Here is a 17,487-nt window from a genome sequence, read left to right on the forward strand (position 1 = left end):
CCGCTATGTCGCCCTCTACAACCAGCACATCCCACAGCGGGCCTTGGGCCATCTCACCCCCGTTCAAGCTCTCAAAAACTGGCAAACCTCCCATCCCCATCTCTTTCGCAAGAAGGTTTATAAACAGGCGGGACTTGACACTTAAAAAGCGAATAACTTGGAGAAGTCGTGTTCACATATAAAACTACGTTTATTATCTTGATTACTACTGTTGGTTTGATCGGAGCGCTATTAGCTGGTAAATCATTTGCACCACCTATTGGAGGTGCGCTTGGAGCCTTAGTTGGAATTGCATTATCTATACATGCAAGTTCTTCTAGCAGCTCCCAAGGAAAGCACTTTTCAGTTTATGTAAAAACCTCACCATATGGAGGTCCTGTCAAACAGGATTCGAGATTTGTTACGACATTTATTATAGCAATAATTGGAGGGATCTCTGCGTTCTTATGGCAGATGCTCCTTCTTATGTTTGGATTCTTTAAATAAACAACAACCAACAATCCGAGCCAATTGCTTTCAATATTCTTAGATAAAATACAAAAATCAGATATAGACATTGAAGATTTGAGGGCCATTTGTTTTGCTGGCTTCTAGGTTAATAATATGATCGCCAGAATGAATAAATCTATTTTGTTATTCCTCACTATATTGTTGTATCCATTTACGCTTGTACAAGGAGCAGAGTCATTCACTCACGTTGCATCTGTAACATTTGAAGATGTCGCTGGATATAGAAAAACACGCCTATTTAAAACGTCGGCAGCGAAATGCGAGAGCGATCTTCGCATTGTCCAAAAACAGCTGGAAGCGCAAATAGGCATTGCTAGTATTGTCAGCGCAAAATGTGGAGAAGTTTCATATCTGGCCGGATTTTTTAACAAACAACCAATGGGCGTACCCTATATAGTAGATGGAAAGCGAGATGTGCTGATTTTGCCTGGAGCGCCTCAGAACGTTTGCGATAACTTAGCGCAACTACTCCAAAGGACTTCGCCAGACGCCCAATGCATAATGCCATAACAACATCATCTATTTAAAACTACCTTCATCTTCATCAAAGATGATATGTTTTACAAGTAAAACTTAATGTTTTTTCTCGATTCTCGTATCGTGGTGAATTTGTGATCTCCTTAGAACAGTCCATTAAGAAGCAGTATTCTAAAATTTTCTGTGTATCCGATTGGCTGCTATTTAAGCAAACTTCCGAAGCACAACTAAAAGAGGCTGTTCACCTGAAGAAGCCTGATATGCGCTTTGAGGTTAATCACAAACTATTGGCCAGAAACTCAAGAAAACGACTACTTATTGGGATCGGTATAGAATTGCTTTTAAAGGCAATTTATCTGAAAAATGGATACGGAATAAATAAGCCAAAAACTTCGCATAACAATGGGATTACGTTCCCCTATTTGATTGCGCAAGTAAACAACACAGACTTAGATCCTACCAACACGTTCACACTCAGTAAGTTGATCGACAAATTGACAGATGTAGTGGAACTGCCAAACTCAGGTCCCGTTATAAGAGGATTAAATATTGCAAAAGTCTTTCGCAACAAGGAAGGGCATATCGTAGCAGCAGTTCATGAATACGATTCGAGCAATTATCGTGACATCGAATACTCATTGACTGCACTTTATGAGCATGGTTTTTATCAGAGGTTAGACATCAATTTTTCCATTAGCCCGGGAGAGCAGGCTATTTGGAACGTGTACCCATTTTAATCTCCCCCTGAGCGGGCTGGGGCTTGTACCCCGCAGCCCGCTTTAGATTTTTAGCCCGCGTAGATACCGTCTTTCCAGTCAAGAAGAAATTGCGTAGTTGACTTGATAAGGTTTTCGAGTTTTGAGTACACCGAAGCAGAGGTGGACGAGTTTTCGCATGGCGGCGCCGAGGGCAGCCATTTTGCTTTTGCCTCGCGCCAACAGCCGCTCGTAGAGTGATTTCACGTGTGGGTTGTAACGAACCGCGACAATGGCGGCCATGTAGAGCACGGCGCGCACTCTGGCAGGGCCGGCCTTGGACAGACGCGCGCGGCCCAGGATGGACGAGCCGGATTGGCGCTCCACAGGCACCAAGCCGAGATAGGCCGCCAACTGCTCCGCGGATTGAAAAGCGTGCTGTTGTATGACGGCCAGTAGCTGGGTGCCGACTTGTGGTCCCACGGCAGGAATGCTTTGGAGCAAATCCAGATCGGCTTTCAAACCGGGATGGCGGTCGATATGGTCGTTGATGTCCTGCTGCAGTTTGTCGAGCTGCTGGGTGTGGAAGGTGATCGAATCGACGATGGATTGCCGGATCAAGTCGGGCGTTTCAGTCGCCTCGGCCTTCTCCAGTCGGTTGCGCTCGCGCTGCAAGTCCTGAGCGATGGCTTCGCGACGGGACAGCAGGGCTTGCAAGAGGCGGGCTTCTGCGGAGGGGGGTGTCCAGGCCCGCGGGTTGAGCAGGGCGCCATAACGGGCGAGCACGAAGCTGTCCACGCCATCCGTTTTGGTGCGCACCGCCAGCCCCCGCCCAAAGTCTCTGACCTGGGCAGGGTTGACGATCGAAACCGTGACGCCGGCATCGCACAGAGCGAGCGCGGCGGATTCATGATAAACGCCAGTACCTTCCAGGATGGCGTGCAACTCAGTCGGCCCGATGCCTTGCTTGACCACCCAGGTCAAGAGATCGGCAATGCCGGATTTGGAGTTGGCGACCGACTTGGTTTTGCGTTTGCTGCCGGCCACATCGACCAGCAGGCTGCAATCGAGTTTAGCTTTGGAAACGTCAATGCCGATGAAAAACATAAGGCTGAATCCGTCTAATCATAAAAAACCAACTCCGCCCACTGGCCTTGTGCATTCAGGGTCGAACCCTTGGCTACCGTTCAGTGTCTGGGCTGGCGTGAGAAGGGAGGTGGAGGGCTTGATCTACGCGACAAGGTTGATCCTTAAGGGTGCACACAAGCTTCCTCCGCCTCAGGTGATGGGAGCTAACCATCACGGAAAACAAGATACAAGGGTGGAATAGCGTACTCGCGTATTCCGCCGCATGGGGAGCCGCCTGAGTGTGTATAATACACACAATGAACAGCGCGGACTTGATTCGGGACCTAAAAAAGGCGGGTTGGGTGCTTGACCGGGTGAATGGTTCGCACCACATCTTCACGCATCCGACCCGCCCCGGCATTGTAGTGGTGCCGCACCCGAAGAAGGATTTGCCGCCAGGAATCGTGCGTTCCATTCGCAAACAGGCTGAAATTTAGGAGGCTGCCATGCGTTACCCGATTGCCATCGAACCCGGCGACGACACCCATGCCTTCGGTGTGGTGGCGCCAGATTTGCCCGGCTGCTTTTCTGCCGGGGATTCCCTGGACGAAGCCTTGGCGAATGCGGAGGATGCGATTCTCGGCTGGATGGAAGCCATGCTCGATCAAGGCGGTGAGATTCCTAAGCCGTCTACCCTAAGTGAATTGCGCGAGGTCCACCCGGAATACCGGGACTGGGTGTGGGCAGTGGTGACGGTCGATCCTGCCGCCCTCGACGACTCCGTAGAGCGGGTGAATATCACACTGCCGCGCCGAGTTTTGCATCGTTTGGACGCGCGAGCTAAGGCCGCCGGGGAATCCCGCTCGGGCTTCATCGCAAAAATGACCTTGTCTTAAATCTTCCTGACCTAAGCAATCTGCAAGGTGGGCGTAAGCGAGCGTGCCCCATGGTCGGCACATCGAACTGGAATGTGCTCTACGATACAAATCGATATCTCTTGACCATCGCCCTCCCCCCGATCCGGAGAACACCATGAACGACATCAGAGTCGCGAGTTGGTCCGAGCTGATGCAGGCTTTGTACGACATCCCTAGAAACCCTCTGCAGCGCTATCGATCGGACCTGGTTTACCGGGGCCTGGCCGACGCCTCATGGGGGCTCGAGAACAGCCTCTTGCGGCTGGGTGGGGATTACATCAATGTCGAAAAGCCCATGCTGCGGGGTTTCCGGAAATACGCGGAGCCCGGATCGATACCGGCGGAGACGATCTGGGTCCAGTTGGCCGTCGCCCAGCACTACGGTTTGCCGACCCGTCTTCTCGATTGGACGATCTCGCCCAAGGTCGCGGTGCATTTCGCCACGGCGGAGGAGGAATACTACGACCGGGACGCGGCGATCTGGTGCATCAATGCCGTGGAGGCCCGGTCCCTGCTTCCGGAAAAGCTTCGAGAGGTGCTCAAACGCGAATCCGCATTTCTGTTCTCGGTCGAGATGCTGGAATTCATCCAATCTCTCGACGACTTCGACTGCTTGGCCAAAGACGACAGCTTCGTGCTTTTCTTCGAGCCGCCGTCGCTGGATGCCCGAATCGTCAACCAAGGCGCGATCATGTCGACGATGCCCGGCGCGACGCTGGTCTTGAGCGAATTTCTCTTGAACCATCCGAGCCTTTACTACCGCATCATTATCCCGAAAGAGATCAAATGGGAAGTGCGGGACAAACTCGATCAGGACAACGTCACCGAGCGGATGCTTTTTCCCGGCCTCGACGGACTAAGCCGGTGGCTCAAACGGTATTACGGGCCGGGACCTTGCCGCACGCAGTCACCAAGTAGGCCGGAATAGGCATCGCGTTCCCGGCATTCCTACGCCGCTTGCCGGGAACGCGAAGCCTGTCCTGAGCCTTGTCGAAGGGCCGAAGGGCTTATCCCGGCGTACATCAATAACGTTCACAAACACAATCTCGGACCAACTGTGTCGCATCCTGCAATCTCGTTCGACGGTGTCGGAAAAAAATTTTGCCGGTCGCTGAAGGCCGGCATTCTGTATGGCTTTCAAGACGTGTCCCGGAACGTACTCCGCCTCAAGCTGGCGGAGCGTCTTCGCAGCGAGGAGTTTTGGGCGCTGCACGATATTTCCTTCGCCGCCGGACCGGGCGAGTGCATCGGAATTATCGGACCGAACGGCGCCGGAAAAAGCACGCTGCTGAAACTGATCAATCGGGATTACCGGCCGGATCGAGGCCGCATTGCGTTGCGCGGGCAGGTCAAATCCCTGGTCCGCCTCGGCACCGGGCTCCAGCCCATGCTGACCGGCCGGGAAAACATCTATATCCAATGCGCGCAACTGGGACTCGACAAGCGGGAAACCGATGCCAAATTGGACGAGATCGTGGCTTTCGCCGGATTGGAGAAGTCCCTCGACGCGCCGGTCAAGCATTATTCCGACGGGATGTACGCGCGGCTGGAATTCTCGATCGCGACCAGCGTTCCGACCGATATCCTGCTCATCGACGAAGTTTTGGCCGTGGGCGATATCGCGTTCCAGCTTCGTTGCCTGGAGCGGCTCAATAGCCTTAAACGCAATGGGACGACAATTCTGTTCGTATCCCACTCGGAAATGAATATTCGCCACGTAGCCGACCGCTGCCTGCTCCTCTTCGATGGCGAAGCTCTCGCTTTCGGCGAAACCGACAAGCTGTTTCTCAAGTATTACGAATCGGTAGGCTATCTCAATCGGCAGCTCAAGCCGCTAGGGACCGCACCCGAGATGCCGGCGGACTTCAACGGAGCGGCCTCGATACGGACCTTAGCTGTCACAGGGCAGGAAAACACCGGCAGCGCGAAGGCTTTCACGGGGCAATCCGTGGACTTCGAAGTGAGCTATACCGCCGCTACGCCGGTGGAATCCGCCGGTTTGGTGCTCCAGTTCTGGAATTCGGCGGGTTTATTGATCGCTTCGATCGATTCGGAAATTGCGGGAAACCGGTTTTCGCTTAGACCGACCGGCGGGCGGTTGCGGCTGAGCCTGCCGTTCCTGTCGCTGACACCGGGGATTTACCGCATTGCGGGCGGCTTCGCCTCGGCCGGAGACTGGCTCGGCTATTCCGGGCATTTGCTAACGCTGACGGTCGTCCAGAAGCACGACCGGGCTTTCGAGGGATTATTCGTGATGAACGCTGAAGTCTCGGACGCGGATTGGATAGGCTGAAATCCTAACTCTGCTCCGAGACGCACGACTCAAGCTGCAACCGCCAAACGATCGGGCAGTTCGACTTCCATGGCGATGGGGAGATGATCCGAGCATGCAAAATTGATCACCTGAACATTCGCCACCTGCAGGCTCGGCGTCACCAGAATGTGATCGAGCATCTTATGCGGGCGCCAGCTCGGAAATGTTTTCAGCTCGCACATCGGGTCGCAGAGCTCGGTTGCGGACGTCAAAAGATTGAGTTCCGGCGAATTCGGCTCGCAGTTCAGGTCTCCCATCAATACGACGTAAGGCAGATCGCGAATCAATTCGCTGACAAAAGCGATCTGCTTGAGACGAGAGCGCCGGCTCAAAGCCAAATGCAGAATGCACAGGTATAAAGCGTCGTCTCCCACAGAGCCGAACCGGGCCAGCAAGGCCCCCCGCCCCGGCAAGCCCGGCAGTTTATAGTCATGGATGAAATCCGGTTTGATGCGGCTCAGCAGCCCATTGCTGTGCAGAGCCAGATTGCCAATGCGCCGGTTGACTTGGTTATGCCAGTAGGTGAAACCTGCCGTTTCGGCCAAATATTGCGTCTGGACGATGTGATGGCTACGGGCGCCGCCTCCGTCCACCTCCTGTAGACCCACGATATCAAAAGGCCTGAGAAGATGGGCGATCCGAATCAGATTCGGAAGCCGCTTTTGAGACGGCCAGATGTGGCGCCAACTCCCGGTGATGTAGTCTCGATAGCTGGACGTCGTGATGCCCGTTTGGATATTGAAGCTGGCAAATCGTATGCGCCGCTTGTGTATCGGCGCGGTAGCTTCGAGAGAGCTCACAACAGTTCGAGATGCCATGACAGTACTTAATGACACGAGACCCCCAACGTACTCGCCGTTAATCCGGCGGCATGATGTTGATGTTTTTTCATGTACACAGTTTACTGGGCGCCCTTCGCCCTGCTGGACTCCTTGTTGATTAGATCGTTCATGATCGCAATCATCCGAGGAAACGATTTGGCTTGCTGGGGAGCGATCCGGTACTTCCCGTTAACGATGACATTGGGCGTTCCCGTTACGCCGTACCTGGCCGCCATAGTCTCCGCCTGTCTCATTTTCGTATCCACGGCGAAAGATTTATACGCCTTGCGAAAAGCCTCTTCGGCCACGCCATGGTCGGCGAAAAACTTGGTCAAGTCCGCCTCGCTTTCCAGCGCTTGCTTCTTGTTTTGAATGGCGTCGTACAAATCGGTATGGACTTTATCCAGTACCCCGAGCGTCTCCGCCGTAAAGTACGCCTTGGCATGAGCCGCCCAGCGCGCGTTGAAAATCGCCGGTTGCCGAATAAACGTGACATTATCGGGCTTCTTTTTCAGCCATGCGTTCAAGTCCGGCTCGAAGTGATAGCAATGGGGGCAGCCATACCAAAAGAACTCGATGACTTCAACCTTGGCGGGATCGGCGGTCGTTTGCGGGGGATTTACCAGTTCGTAATCGACGCCTTGTTTGAACTCCTCCGGCTTAGCCTCACCGAAAGCCGCCGCCGCAAACAACACCAGGCAAACCACCAAACTCAACGCCGATTTCATTAAACATGCTCCGTTCTGAAATGATCCGAACTCTGAAAATTATCGAGAGTCGAGACAGCCTTTCGTCCAGACCCGCCGACTGAAGTCATTGGAATTTTAAACCGAAAACCATGAATCATGTGCCCGCGAGGCGATAAATCGGCCGATTTTGACGGATTGACCTCACTGTAGTCCCGACGCATAGCCGGATACCGCGGTGATTTCTTCGTTGCTCAACTTAGCCGCAATCGACCGCATGATAGAATTAGCGTCGTTGGCTCGAGCGCCTGCCTTGAAATCGCTTAAGGTCTTTTCGAGATAAGCGGCGTACTGGCCGCGCAAAGCCGGGAACATGGCGGAAGGGTTGCCGGCACCATCCGGACCGTGGCAACCGGTACAAGCCGGAACGCCGGACGAGGCATTGCCGGTGCGGTAAATCGTCTCTCCGAGAGGATTAGCCGCCCCCGCCTTTTCGAGCTTGATCTTTTGCTGGGCGAAGTAAGCGCTGAGATCGTCGATGTCCGCGTCACTCAAAGGCTCGGCCATAGCCGTCATCGTCGGATTGGCCCTTTTCTCGGATTTGAATTCGCGCAATTGCTTAGCGGTATAAGATGCGTGCTGGCTGGCCAGCTTAGGAAAAATAGGTGCATTGCTGTTTCCGTCGTCGCCGTGACAGCTGGCGCAGGCTTCCGATTTTTCCTTCCCTGCTGCCGCATTCCCTTCAGCGTGAGCGAGGGAATAACCACTCAATAAAACGAAACAAACCCATAATGCACGCTTCCCCATCATTGACTCCTCGCTCTGGCAAACCAAAATAAAGCTGTTTTACGCCGACCTGCGGCTTGTTTTAGAGCGCCAATCAAATACAGGTAGACTACAAAAGTCAACAGGTTTCCCCGATTCAATCCCTATGAATACCCCTTATCAAAATACCCATTACCTGACGAGCGCACCGAGCGTGAAAAACGCTCCACCGGACGAGGGCTTCGAAGTCGCTTTCGCGGGCCGCTCTAATGCCGGAAAATCGAGTGCGATCAATGTGATCACCCAGCAGAAAGCGCTGGCACGCGTCAGCAAAACGCCGGGCCGGACCCAAATGCTCAATTTTTTCCGCGTAGACGATGAACGGCGGTTGGTCGACCTTCCCGGCTACGGCTATGCCCAAGTGCCGGAGGCCATCCAGAAAACCTGGCGGCAGGCTTTGGAAACTTATTTCAGCGAGCGCCGCTCGTTGCGCGGGGTGTTCCTGGTGATGGACATCCGCCATCCCTTGACCCCGTTCGATCACCGCATGATCGAGTGGTGCCGGCACTGGGAACTCCCTCTGCACATTGCCTTGACCAAGGCCGACAAACTCAGCCGGGGGGGCGCGCTCCAGACCTTACGGAAGGTGGAAGCCGAGTTGAACGCGCAAGAAGGACTAAAGGTTACCTTGCAGCTCTTTTCGGCACTCAAACGCCTCGGTCTGGAGGAAGCCTGCGCCGTGCTGGACCGCTGGCTGGAGATGCCTCAATCGCATGCGGTTTGAGTTCACCGCGCGCGATCGATGCCGAATTACCGGTTCATCAAAAGAAAAAACTCCGAAGCAAATAGGGGGGATGTGCTTCGGAGTAAAGTCCCGGCTTGGGGGGTACCGGGGGAATGACACTACTCAAAGGGAGGAGATGAGTAGTTCGCGTCGTTCCTGACACTTAATCCATAAGACTTTTTAGGTCGAGAAAAGTTCCACGGCTGCTTCGTGTGCTAAAGAGTCCGCTGAAGCAACTGACGCAGCTCGCTCAAATAACGGGAGTTCGCCACATCTTGCGCCTCCAGCCAGCCGCGCCGGGCTTGCCCCACGGCGTAGCGCAAATTCCCGAAATCCAGAGTGCTGTGCGCATCGGAATTAAGGCTGATCAGCACGCCTTCGTCCTTCGCCATCTTGCAGTGGGTATCGACAAGATCGAGGCGCTCCGGGTTAGCGTTGAGCTCAAGAAAACACCCGCGCTCCCTTGCCTTGCGGATAATGCGCAACATGTCGACATCGTAAGGCTCCCGGCGCCCGATCAAGCGCCCCGAGGGATGGGCCAGGATGGTGAAATGGGGATGATCCATAGCGCGAAGAAGCCGCTCGGTCTGCCGGGTTCGGGATAAGTCAAAGCGACTGTGCACCGCACCGACTACAATATCGAGCCGACTGAGCGCATCGTCCGGCAGGTCCAGGCCGCCGTCCTCCAAAATGTCCACTTCGATGCCCTTGAGGACGACGATGCCCTCCAAGGTTTCATTCAGCCGATCGATCTCGTCCATCTGCTTGAGCAGCCGGAGAGGATCGAGACCATGGGCCACCGTCAGCCGGCGGGAGTGCTCCGTGATGGCGAGATATTCCAAGCCGCGGCTTTTCGCGGCTTCGGCCATCTCCAGAATAGTGTTGTGGCCGTCCGACGCTTTGGTATGGGCATGAAGATCGCCCTTGAGGTCGGAAAGCTCGACGAGTTTCGGCAAAAGTCCCGCTCTGGCCGCCTCGATCTCGCCCCGGTCTTCCCTGAGTTCCGCCGGGATGAAAGGCAGGCCGACCGCCTGGAAGACCGACTCTTCGGTATCGCCTGCCACACGCTCCTCGCCGCGAAATACCCCGTATTCGTTGATCTTGAGCCCCAACTCCTGTCCCAAGCGCCGAATGGCGATGCTATGCGCCTTGCTGCCGGTAAAATAATGGAGCGCCGCACCGTAGCTTTCCTCCGGCACCACTCTGAAGTCCACTTGCAGTCCGCAACGCAGCAGCACGCTGCCGCGCGTGGCGCCATGGGACAACACCTCCGCAACTTCGTCGTATTCGATGAAGCGCGGCATCACCGGGCTTCCCGCTTCCGCCGTCGTCAAAATATCGAGATCGCCCACCGTCTCCCTGGCACGGCGATAACTGCCGGCAATCACTACCCGCCGGATGCCGGGAACCCGGCTCAAGTAATCGAGCAGCGCCTCCGCGTATTCATCGGCGGTCACCCGTTTGTAACGCCCGGCTCCGCCGCCGTGGGTTTCCAGAGCATCTGCGATGTGCATCTCGGTCTTCTCGCCGAAGCCGGGAAGCTCCTGGACTCGATGATTGCGTACGGCGCGCCGAAGCTGCTCTACGGTTTGAATATCGAGTTCGCGGTAAAGCGCTCGCACCCGCTTCGGACCCAAGCCAGGGATTTTCAAGAGCTCTGCGATGGCGGGCGGCATCCGCTTGTGAAGATCGTCCAGCGCTTTGCAGCGGCCGGTGTCGACGATTTCCTTGATCTTGCCGGCCAAGTCGGCTCCGATGCCTGGCAAGTCGGTAAGATCCTCGCCTTTTTGCACCATCGTGCGCACGTCCTTGCCCAGTTCCTGGAGAATGCGGGCCGCATTATGGTAGGCGCGAATCCGAAACGTATTCGCGCCCTCGATCTCCAGGAGATCGGCTATTTCCTCGAAGATTGCCGCAATGTCGGCGTTGTGAACAGGCATGGCTACTTCTTACGATTTCGGTAGCACTCGCACCAAACCGGCCGTGGCCGAGGTCGATATCATTTCGACTTCGGCGATGCCGAAATGCTCCACGACCCAGGCATTGGTCGAGAGATGCCGCGTAAGCGGGTCGACCGTAAAAACGGACTCGCCTTCGGCTAAAGCGCAAGGCAGCAGAAGCTGATCGGCGAGATACCGTTCCACCGAAGCGCTCGAACGGTGATGCTCCAACAGCTTTGAGCAGGCATCTTCGGCGACTTGCTCCGCGGGTTTTCCCCGTTCGCCCAGGGCGCTGAAACCGGCGATAAACCGTTCGTAGCGAGCGATTAGAAAAATCCCCGCCCCCGGGCAGGCCGCCCGAATGGAGACCGGGGCGATCTCGCAAGGAATGTTTTTTTGCCGCAGGATGGCCGAGGCGCGCTCAGCCATGCGTTTCGCCACGTGGTCGGGGAGATTGGCGGCAAGCGCACGGCCCGATATTTCGATCAGTTCGCCTCGATCCGGCAAATTCAGAGGCTGCAATCTTCCTCGCCCGCCCCCTATTCCGTTCGTCTTTAGGAGCACCTCGCCTTTTCCGGCCGGATACCAGCCGAATCGTTCGAGGCTGAGTTCGGCGCGAATGCCCATGAGATTGATAATGGGCAGCCACACGTCATGGAGATGATCGAACGGCGGACTCAGGGGCACGTGGGTTCCGCCCCGCAGAATTATGCGGGAGTCGCCTTCGGCTAAGGCCAAAGGCAGCAAGACCGTTTGAAGCACCAGCGATACCGCTCCGGCACTTCCCCCTTGCCTCGCTTCGGCCACATCGAATAGATAATCCCCGGCTCGCGGCTTCGCCCGCGGTGTGAACGTCAAGGTCTTCGAATACAGTTCGGCGCCGTTTAAGTCGGCGTCGCACAGTTTGGCCGCCGCAAGCACGGCGGTTAAATGCTGGGCCGCCAATCCGGGCTTCTTCCGCCGTGCACGGATGTTTTCGATACGCACGGGACGACCGGTGATGGCGGACAGACAGAGCGTGGTCCGCAGGATTTGCCCGCCGCCTTCGCCGTAGGAGCCATCGATAACGATGCGATCCATGGTCTGAGTTACCTTGTCATTAGTCTTTTGATGAGAGGAATGAGTGTTCATCATCCCGTTGCAATTAGATACTTTTCAGTGTCTTAACTAAGAGGCTGGCCAAGTCGTTTCGATACGTCCCCCTGAGACAGCGGAGTTAATGCAGCCTACTTTAGAAACAACCGGGATGATAGTTTAAATCTGTAGGAGCAACGGTCGTCGACCGATTTAGCCGTCGAACGGACAAAACCAAGGAGGATTTCCCCATGCCCACAAAAAGCTTCCTTAAGCCCCTCTTCGCCTGCTTATTGATGAGCAGCGTGTCGTTTGCCGCCTCTGCAGCGCCCGATATGTGGTGGGATCACCTGGACGGAGGCGCCATGAGCCAAGCCGACTGCGTTAACAAGGGCGAGTCGATTCTGAACTTGGAAAAAGCAGGAAGAATCACCAAGGATGAGGATTCGGTCCGTTCATGGAGCGAACATATAACCGGCGTGGTTGAATGTTTGAAGATGGACGGCAAACTCATGATCATGGTTTTGGTGGGAAGCGATAACACCGTCGCGGGCAATGCACTGTTCAACGCGCTAAAGAATGGAATGAAGCCGTAATACCGACCTTCAGCCCACCCGGTCGTCGGCTGTGGGACGGGCTGGAGGAAACACCGGCACCGCTGTTTTCCGGCTATCGCTTCCGACAAGCCCTTCGTGGACTCCCATCGAACTCGACAGCGCGTTCCCTTTCAATCGGATTCGGTGCATCGGCCGACCGCGCATTTTTATCTCAGAAGCTGTTTAGAAACCGCGATGAGCCGGCATCAGCCGGCCCTTCGACAGGCTCAGGACAGGGAGCGGCCGGAGCAACCGGAGCCTACACGCGAGTAGGTGAGGAGTGATGAAACCCGTCCTGTGTTTCACCGCTCCGCGGCGCTTCGCGTCCAAATCCGCTCCCGGCGGATTTGTCCGAGCACCGCCCGCACTAGGGAATCACGTCCGCGGAGTAGGTTTATAAACAGATTCTCATTCTGACCGACTGTATACTGGCTTCGGTTTCTTCCCGGAGACGGACTCATGCCCAACGAACAGAAGCGCTTTTACGGCAGAATTGGTCTGGCCCTGATTTTCGTCGCCGTGCTGTCCGCCTTCTTTGCTATCGGAGGGAATCAATGGCTAAGCCTCGAATTCATTAAAGAAAACCGCGACCGACTTCTGGCTTTCACCGAGCAAAACTATGCACTCATGCTGTTCGCCTCGGCTTTCGCCTATCTCGCTTCGACGGCCTTCAGCATTCCGGGCGGTGTGATACTGTCGCTGGCTATGGGCTTGCTGTTCGGGCGTTGGTTGGGCACATTAGTGACGGTGATTGCATCAACCGTGGGCGCCTTGCTGGTTTTTCTGGCCGCACGCTTCATTTTTGCCGACTTCGCCCGCGCCAAATTATCGCAGTCGCCTATGGCCGCAAAGATTGTTGAAGGATTCCAGAACGACGCCTTTCGGTACCTGCTTTTTCTGAGGCTGGTGCCGCTCGTTCCATTCTGGCTGGTCAATCTGGCGCCGACCGTGACCAACATCAGTGCCCGCACCTATTTTCTGGCCACCGCGATCGGTGTCATTCCCGGCAGCTTTGTTTATGTCAACCTAGGGCAAGCTTTGGGCGAGATCAGCAACATCGAAGACATCTTGTCGCCGGAGGTGATCCTTAGCTTTACGCTCCTCGGCCTGCTTATCGTTCTCCCCGCTCTATTACGAAGAAACGACACGGGGCCCAGACGCAAGACTTAACGGGGCCATGATAGGACGGCAAAGCGCGATTCCACCGCCTTGATCGGATCGGGAACTAATCGCCTTCCGGCTCCTCGAAAGGGTGGCAAGCCGTTCAACTAGCAATAAGGGGGGATTTATGAACCGCGCGGTGGCCTTAAATTTCCATTTTGCCGTCTGGCTATCCATCTTGGGCGGGTTCGCGGCTCTAAACGAACCCGGCCTCATCATACCGGACGCGGAGGGACTCTACGGTCCATTGCGGAACAACCTATTCATCGTTGTCGGCTACCTACTGATCAGCCAGATTGGCCTGTGGTATTTCCGCTATCGCCGGGGAAGCCGCATCGAAGCGCTGCTCATCGGGTTCATATTTCTTCTGACGGCCGGTGGCGCCGAATTTTACGCCATGCTCAACGACCTGCCGATTCGGCAGACTTTCGTCCTCGCCCTGGTTTATCTGGGCTTTTCGCACATCTTGTATTATTTCGGAAAACACCGCACGGCCGAACCGCACGCGGAACGGGCTCCCGAAACGAAAAGGCGGGAGTCGGGGCTTTAACGGAACGGCTCCGTCGTGCCTTACTAAAGCTAAGGTGCCGGGGCGCTTAAAAACTGGCTGCTCATGCGCTCCTTGAGCTCCTGACCGTCCCGGTAGATGAATAAAGCCTTGAGGCCCTCGGCTTCGGCGATCTTGGCCCCCTCAATTTCACCCACGCATAACAGAGCCGTGGACCACGCGTCCGCCAGCGTCGGGTCATTGTGCAGAACCGTAACGGACAGCAGATTATGGGTCACGGGACGCCCGGTCTTCGGATTCAGGATGTGGGAATAGCTTTGCCCGCCGGATTCGAAGAAGTTGCGGTACGTTCCGGAAGTCATGACGGCTGTGCCGCTTTCCTGGTGGATATCCAGGATGCGCTGGACTTCCCGAACCAACGGCGTCGGCTTTTCGATGGCTACCCGCCATTGCGCGCCGTTGGCCTTGCGCCCCTTGACCTTCATTTCGCCGCCGATTTCCGCCAAGTAATTCCGAATGCCCCGGCTTTCGAGCCGATCGGCTACGGCGCCCACGGTATAGCCCTGTGCGATGGATGACAGGTCGATCGCAAGCTCCGGGTCCTGCTTGCGGATGCGGCCGTTTTCCGCATCGACCTCCAATTTCTCCATGCCCACGTGAGCCAAGATCCGATCGATCTCGCCTTGCTCCGGCACCCGGCTCTCGTGTTTGGAGAAGCCCCACAGGTCGAATAAGGGCTTTACCGTAAGATCGTAGCAACCTTGAGAGCGTTGGTGGATATCCTTCGCGATCGTCACCAGTTGAACGATCTCCGGCGAGACCGAAATCCAGTCGCTCGTTTTCTGCTGGTTGATGCGGGAAATTTCCGAATCCTCCCGCCAGTTCGACAGCTTTTCATCGACGAGCTTGAACACCGCTTCGACATCGGCTTTAACCTGTTCCGGCGTCACCTCAAGCTTATCCATGACCATCTTGATATGGTAGGTGGTGCCTTGAATCGACCCGGAAAGCTGGGTTTCGGCCGCTCGTTCGCAACCGGTGAACGCTAAGACGGCCAGCAGGCAAGAAATGTATCGAAGCTTCATGAGAAAAAACCGAGTAAAGCGTGCGCCTTGCAAAAATACGCTACGGATGAAACGGCCACACCCAGGGAATAATGCTCAACGCTACGATCCCCATCAGGATGTTCAAAGGGACGCCGAAACGGATGAAGTCGTTGAAATGATAACCGCCGGGGCCGTAAACCATTAAGTTGGTCTGATAGCCGATGGGGGTGGAAAAGCCCATGGAGGCGGCGATCATCACTGCGATGATGAACGGCCAAAAACTGACGCCCAGCTTATCCGCGATGGCGAGTGCCAAGGGAAACATCAACACCGCCACCGAGTTGTTGCTGAGCAGTTCGGTCAGCACGACGGTCAAGAAATAAAACAGCACCAGCACCACAAGCGGATTATCCCCTGCAACACTCAGAAAGCCGTGTGCGACTCCCGATGCCGCACCGGATATCTCCAAGGCTTTGCCGAGACCAAATGAAGCGGCGATGGCAAGCAATACTTGACCGTCCAGACTTTTCCGGGCGGCCGGCACGGAACAGCACCCCGTCAGCAACATGGCGGCCGCGCCAAGCAGAGCGGCCTTCAGCATGCTCAGCCATTCGAAAGAAGCGCTGAGCACCACAGCGGCCAAAATCAGCCAAGCCATGCCGGCGCGCTCATGACGAACCGGCAGGTACTCCGACACTTGGCTGACCAGAAGGAAATCATTGGAATTCCGGTGCCGCTCCAGGAAAGGCGGGCGGACATCGAGCAATAGCGTATCCGCAGGCTCCAGCCGAATCTCCCCGATTTTGCCGGAGATGCGCTGGCCGTTGCGCGCCACGGCGATCACCGAACCGCCGTAGACCATACGGAAACGGCCTTCCTTGATGGTTTTGCCCACCAGTCCGCATTGCGGCGAAACGACCACCTCCACCAGCACGCGCTCGCGATGCTTCCGGTCCTCCAGGGTAAACGCATGATCGGCCGACGGGCGCAAACCCTTGATCCGCTGCAATTCCACCACCGAGTCGCTCACACCCGCGAAAACCAACTGATCGCCCGGCTGAAGGCGCTCGTAAGGCCCAACCGCGGCCAATACTTCATCGCCACGTTCGATTTCAACCAGATACAATCCCTGCAAATGACGGAGACCGGCCTCTTCGACCGTTTTACCCACCAAGGCTCCATTCTCTTCCACCGCCATTTCAACCGTATATTCCTTGGGGTTCTCGAACACGGCGCTGGCGGGCTTGCGTTCCGGCAACCGCGTGGGCGCTAGTAACCAAATGTAAAACGCAGCGAGAATCGAGCACGGAATACCGACCCAGGCGATGTCGAATAGCCCTAGCCCCGGCCTATCGCTATGCAGTAGAAGACCATTGACGATCAGATTGGTGCTGGTGCCGATTAAACTGATTGTCCCACCGACGACCGCAGCGTAACTGAGCGGAATAAGGAGCTTCGAGGGCGAAATTTGCAGGCGCTTCGCCCAAGTCAGAACGGCGGGCAGAAAAACCGCCACCAGCGGTGTGTTGTTCATGAAGGCGCTCACCGACGTCACCGGCACGATTAGCCTCAGTAATGCGCCGCGCAGGGATTTCGGGCGCCCGAGCACATGCTGGACCAGCATATCGACACCGCCGGTCTCCCGTATTCCCGCTACCACCACATACATCAAGGCAACGGTCATCATGCCTTCGTTGGAGAAACCGCCCAAAGCTTGCTCCGGCGTTAGCACGCCCGTCATGAGCAGCACCACGACCCCGCCGAGCAGTATCAACTCGGGTGCGGCGGCCGTGAACAGCAGCAAGCTTAAGCACCCCATGACCACGCCGACCGCCAACCAAGCCTGTCCGCTCATACCAGTTTTCGCCTCGGGAAAAATAGTTGCCGTTCAAAAGGTGGACATTCTAAACAGGATTTTAATGACGAAAAAGAATAGAACTTTATTTTTCTATAACGAACTAAGAGTTCCGATTAGGCAAAAGCTATAACGCTAGAGCATTTTCACGTCGGCTATACGGCATAACCGGCGTTCCGGAAGTAGTTCGTGCATTCGGCCGGAGTCAGCTGATTCAACAGTTCGCCGATGGCGTCCCCAATCGCCTCGACGGTGCGTTGCCCAGCCTTG

At 55.7% G+C, this 17,487-nt stretch carries 19 protein-coding genes and 1 pseudogene; 12 read left to right on the forward strand and 8 right to left on the reverse strand.

Features of this window, described 5'->3' with window-relative positions; genetic code table 11:
• The 4 genes and pseudogenes from VEB01_RS04310 to VEB01_RS04325 form a co-directional block, all read left to right on the forward strand.
• Window positions 1-145, forward strand: a pseudogene (locus VEB01_RS04310) (IS481 family transposase); the annotation flags it as partial.
• Between the two features lie 23 nt (window positions 146-168).
• Window positions 169-486 (forward strand): hypothetical protein, encoded by a 318-nt coding sequence (locus VEB01_RS04315; protein ID WP_324873134.1) that lies wholly within the window; start codon window positions 169-171, stop codon window positions 484-486.
• A 129-nt stretch (window positions 487-615) separates the two neighbouring features.
• Window positions 616-1,020 (forward strand): hypothetical protein, encoded by a 405-nt coding sequence (locus VEB01_RS04320; protein ID WP_324873135.1) that lies wholly within the window; start codon window positions 616-618, stop codon window positions 1,018-1,020.
• 101 nt (window positions 1,021-1,121) lie between these two features.
• Window positions 1,122-1,724 carry a hypothetical protein gene (locus VEB01_RS04325; RefSeq protein WP_324873137.1) on the forward strand — a complete coding sequence of 201 codons (603 nt, stop codon included), beginning with the start codon at window positions 1,122-1,124 and terminating at the stop codon, window positions 1,722-1,724.
• A 78-nt stretch (window positions 1,725-1,802) separates the two neighbouring features.
• Here the strand turns inward: VEB01_RS04325 and VEB01_RS04330 are convergent, their stop codons facing one another.
• On the reverse strand, window positions 1,803-2,789 hold the full coding sequence (locus VEB01_RS04330; RefSeq protein WP_324873139.1) for an IS110 family RNA-guided transposase: 987 nt from the start codon (window positions 2,787-2,789) through the stop codon (window positions 1,803-1,805).
• A gap of 278 nt (window positions 2,790-3,067) precedes the next feature.
• On the opposite strand from VEB01_RS04330, the gene VEB01_RS04335 reads away from it, so the two are divergent.
• From VEB01_RS04335 to VEB01_RS04350, 4 genes are all read left to right on the forward strand, one after another.
• On the forward strand, window positions 3,068-3,247 hold the full coding sequence (locus tag VEB01_RS04335; protein ID WP_324873140.1) for a type II toxin-antitoxin system HicA family toxin: 180 nt from the start codon (window positions 3,068-3,070) through the stop codon (window positions 3,245-3,247).
• Between the two features lie 9 nt (window positions 3,248-3,256).
• Window positions 3,257-3,646, forward strand: a complete 390-nt coding sequence (locus VEB01_RS04340; protein ID WP_324873142.1) for a type II toxin-antitoxin system HicB family antitoxin — start codon at window positions 3,257-3,259, stop codon at window positions 3,644-3,646.
• Between the two features lie 136 nt (window positions 3,647-3,782).
• Complete coding sequence (locus VEB01_RS04345; protein WP_324873143.1) at window positions 3,783-4,595, forward strand: FRG domain-containing protein; 813 nt, start codon at window positions 3,783-3,785, stop codon at window positions 4,593-4,595.
• A gap of 129 nt (window positions 4,596-4,724) precedes the next feature.
• Complete coding sequence (locus tag VEB01_RS04350) at window positions 4,725-5,960, forward strand: ABC transporter ATP-binding protein (RefSeq protein WP_324873144.1); 1,236 nt, start codon at window positions 4,725-4,727, stop codon at window positions 5,958-5,960.
• Between the two features lie 29 nt (window positions 5,961-5,989).
• On the opposite strand, the gene VEB01_RS04355 is transcribed toward VEB01_RS04350, so the two are convergent.
• The 3 genes from VEB01_RS04355 to VEB01_RS04365 form a co-directional block, all read right to left on the reverse strand.
• On the reverse strand, window positions 5,990-6,781 hold the full coding sequence (locus tag VEB01_RS04355) for an endonuclease/exonuclease/phosphatase family protein (RefSeq protein WP_324873145.1): 792 nt from the start codon (window positions 6,779-6,781) through the stop codon (window positions 5,990-5,992).
• 101 nt (window positions 6,782-6,882) lie between these two features.
• Window positions 6,883-7,530, reverse strand: a complete 648-nt coding sequence (locus tag VEB01_RS04360; RefSeq protein ID WP_324873146.1) for a thiol:disulfide interchange protein DsbA/DsbL — start codon at window positions 7,528-7,530, stop codon at window positions 6,883-6,885.
• Between the two features lie 162 nt (window positions 7,531-7,692).
• Window positions 7,693-8,298: a c-type cytochrome gene (locus tag VEB01_RS04365; protein WP_324873147.1), complete on the reverse strand. Its 606-nt coding sequence runs from the start codon at window positions 8,296-8,298 to the stop codon at window positions 7,693-7,695.
• 121 nt (window positions 8,299-8,419) lie between these two features.
• Here VEB01_RS04365 and yihA point away from each other — a divergent pair, with 121 nt between their 5' ends.
• Entirely contained in the window at window positions 8,420-9,037 is a 618-nt protein-coding gene (gene yihA / locus VEB01_RS04370; RefSeq protein ID WP_324873148.1) for a ribosome biogenesis GTP-binding protein YihA/YsxC, read from the forward strand.
• 215 nt (window positions 9,038-9,252) lie between these two features.
• Here the strand turns inward: yihA and polX are convergent, their stop codons facing one another.
• Together polX and rtcA are read right to left on the reverse strand one after the other, a co-directional pair.
• Complete coding sequence (polX, locus tag VEB01_RS04375; RefSeq protein WP_324873150.1) at window positions 9,253-10,977, reverse strand: DNA polymerase/3'-5' exonuclease PolX; 1,725 nt, start codon at window positions 10,975-10,977, stop codon at window positions 9,253-9,255.
• Window positions 10,978-10,986: 9 nt separating this feature from the next.
• Window positions 10,987-12,057, reverse strand: coding sequence for an RNA 3'-terminal phosphate cyclase (rtcA, locus tag VEB01_RS04380; RefSeq protein ID WP_324873151.1), 1,071 nt, complete (start codon window positions 12,055-12,057; stop codon window positions 10,987-10,989).
• Between the two features lie 245 nt (window positions 12,058-12,302).
• Between rtcA and VEB01_RS04385 the strand changes: the two genes are divergently transcribed.
• From VEB01_RS04385 to VEB01_RS04395, 3 genes are all read left to right on the forward strand, one after another.
• Window positions 12,303-12,647 (forward strand): hypothetical protein, encoded by a 345-nt coding sequence (locus VEB01_RS04385; RefSeq protein ID WP_324873152.1) that lies wholly within the window; start codon window positions 12,303-12,305, stop codon window positions 12,645-12,647.
• A gap of 459 nt (window positions 12,648-13,106) precedes the next feature.
• Window positions 13,107-13,817, forward strand: a complete 711-nt coding sequence (locus VEB01_RS04390) for a TVP38/TMEM64 family protein (protein ID WP_324873153.1) — start codon at window positions 13,107-13,109, stop codon at window positions 13,815-13,817.
• Between the two features lie 118 nt (window positions 13,818-13,935).
• Entirely contained in the window at window positions 13,936-14,358 is a 423-nt protein-coding gene (locus tag VEB01_RS04395; protein WP_324873154.1) for a hypothetical protein, read from the forward strand.
• Between the two features lie 29 nt (window positions 14,359-14,387).
• Here VEB01_RS04395 and VEB01_RS04400 read toward each other — a convergent pair whose 3' ends face one another.
• Entirely contained in the window at window positions 14,388-15,401 is a 1,014-nt protein-coding gene (locus tag VEB01_RS04400; RefSeq protein ID WP_324873155.1) for an FAD:protein FMN transferase, read from the reverse strand.
• Between the two features lie 40 nt (window positions 15,402-15,441).
• The gene (locus VEB01_RS04405) at window positions 15,442-17,217 is read right to left on the reverse strand and encodes an SLC13 family permease (RefSeq protein WP_324873157.1); all 1,776 of its coding nucleotides are present in this window, start codon (window positions 17,215-17,217) and stop codon (window positions 15,442-15,444) included.
• Between the last annotated feature and the right edge of the window lie 270 nt (window positions 17,218-17,487).

This window comes from Methylocaldum sp. (assembly GCF_035627495.1).
Classification (GTDB): Bacteria; Pseudomonadota; Gammaproteobacteria; order Methylococcales; family Methylococcaceae; genus Methylocaldum.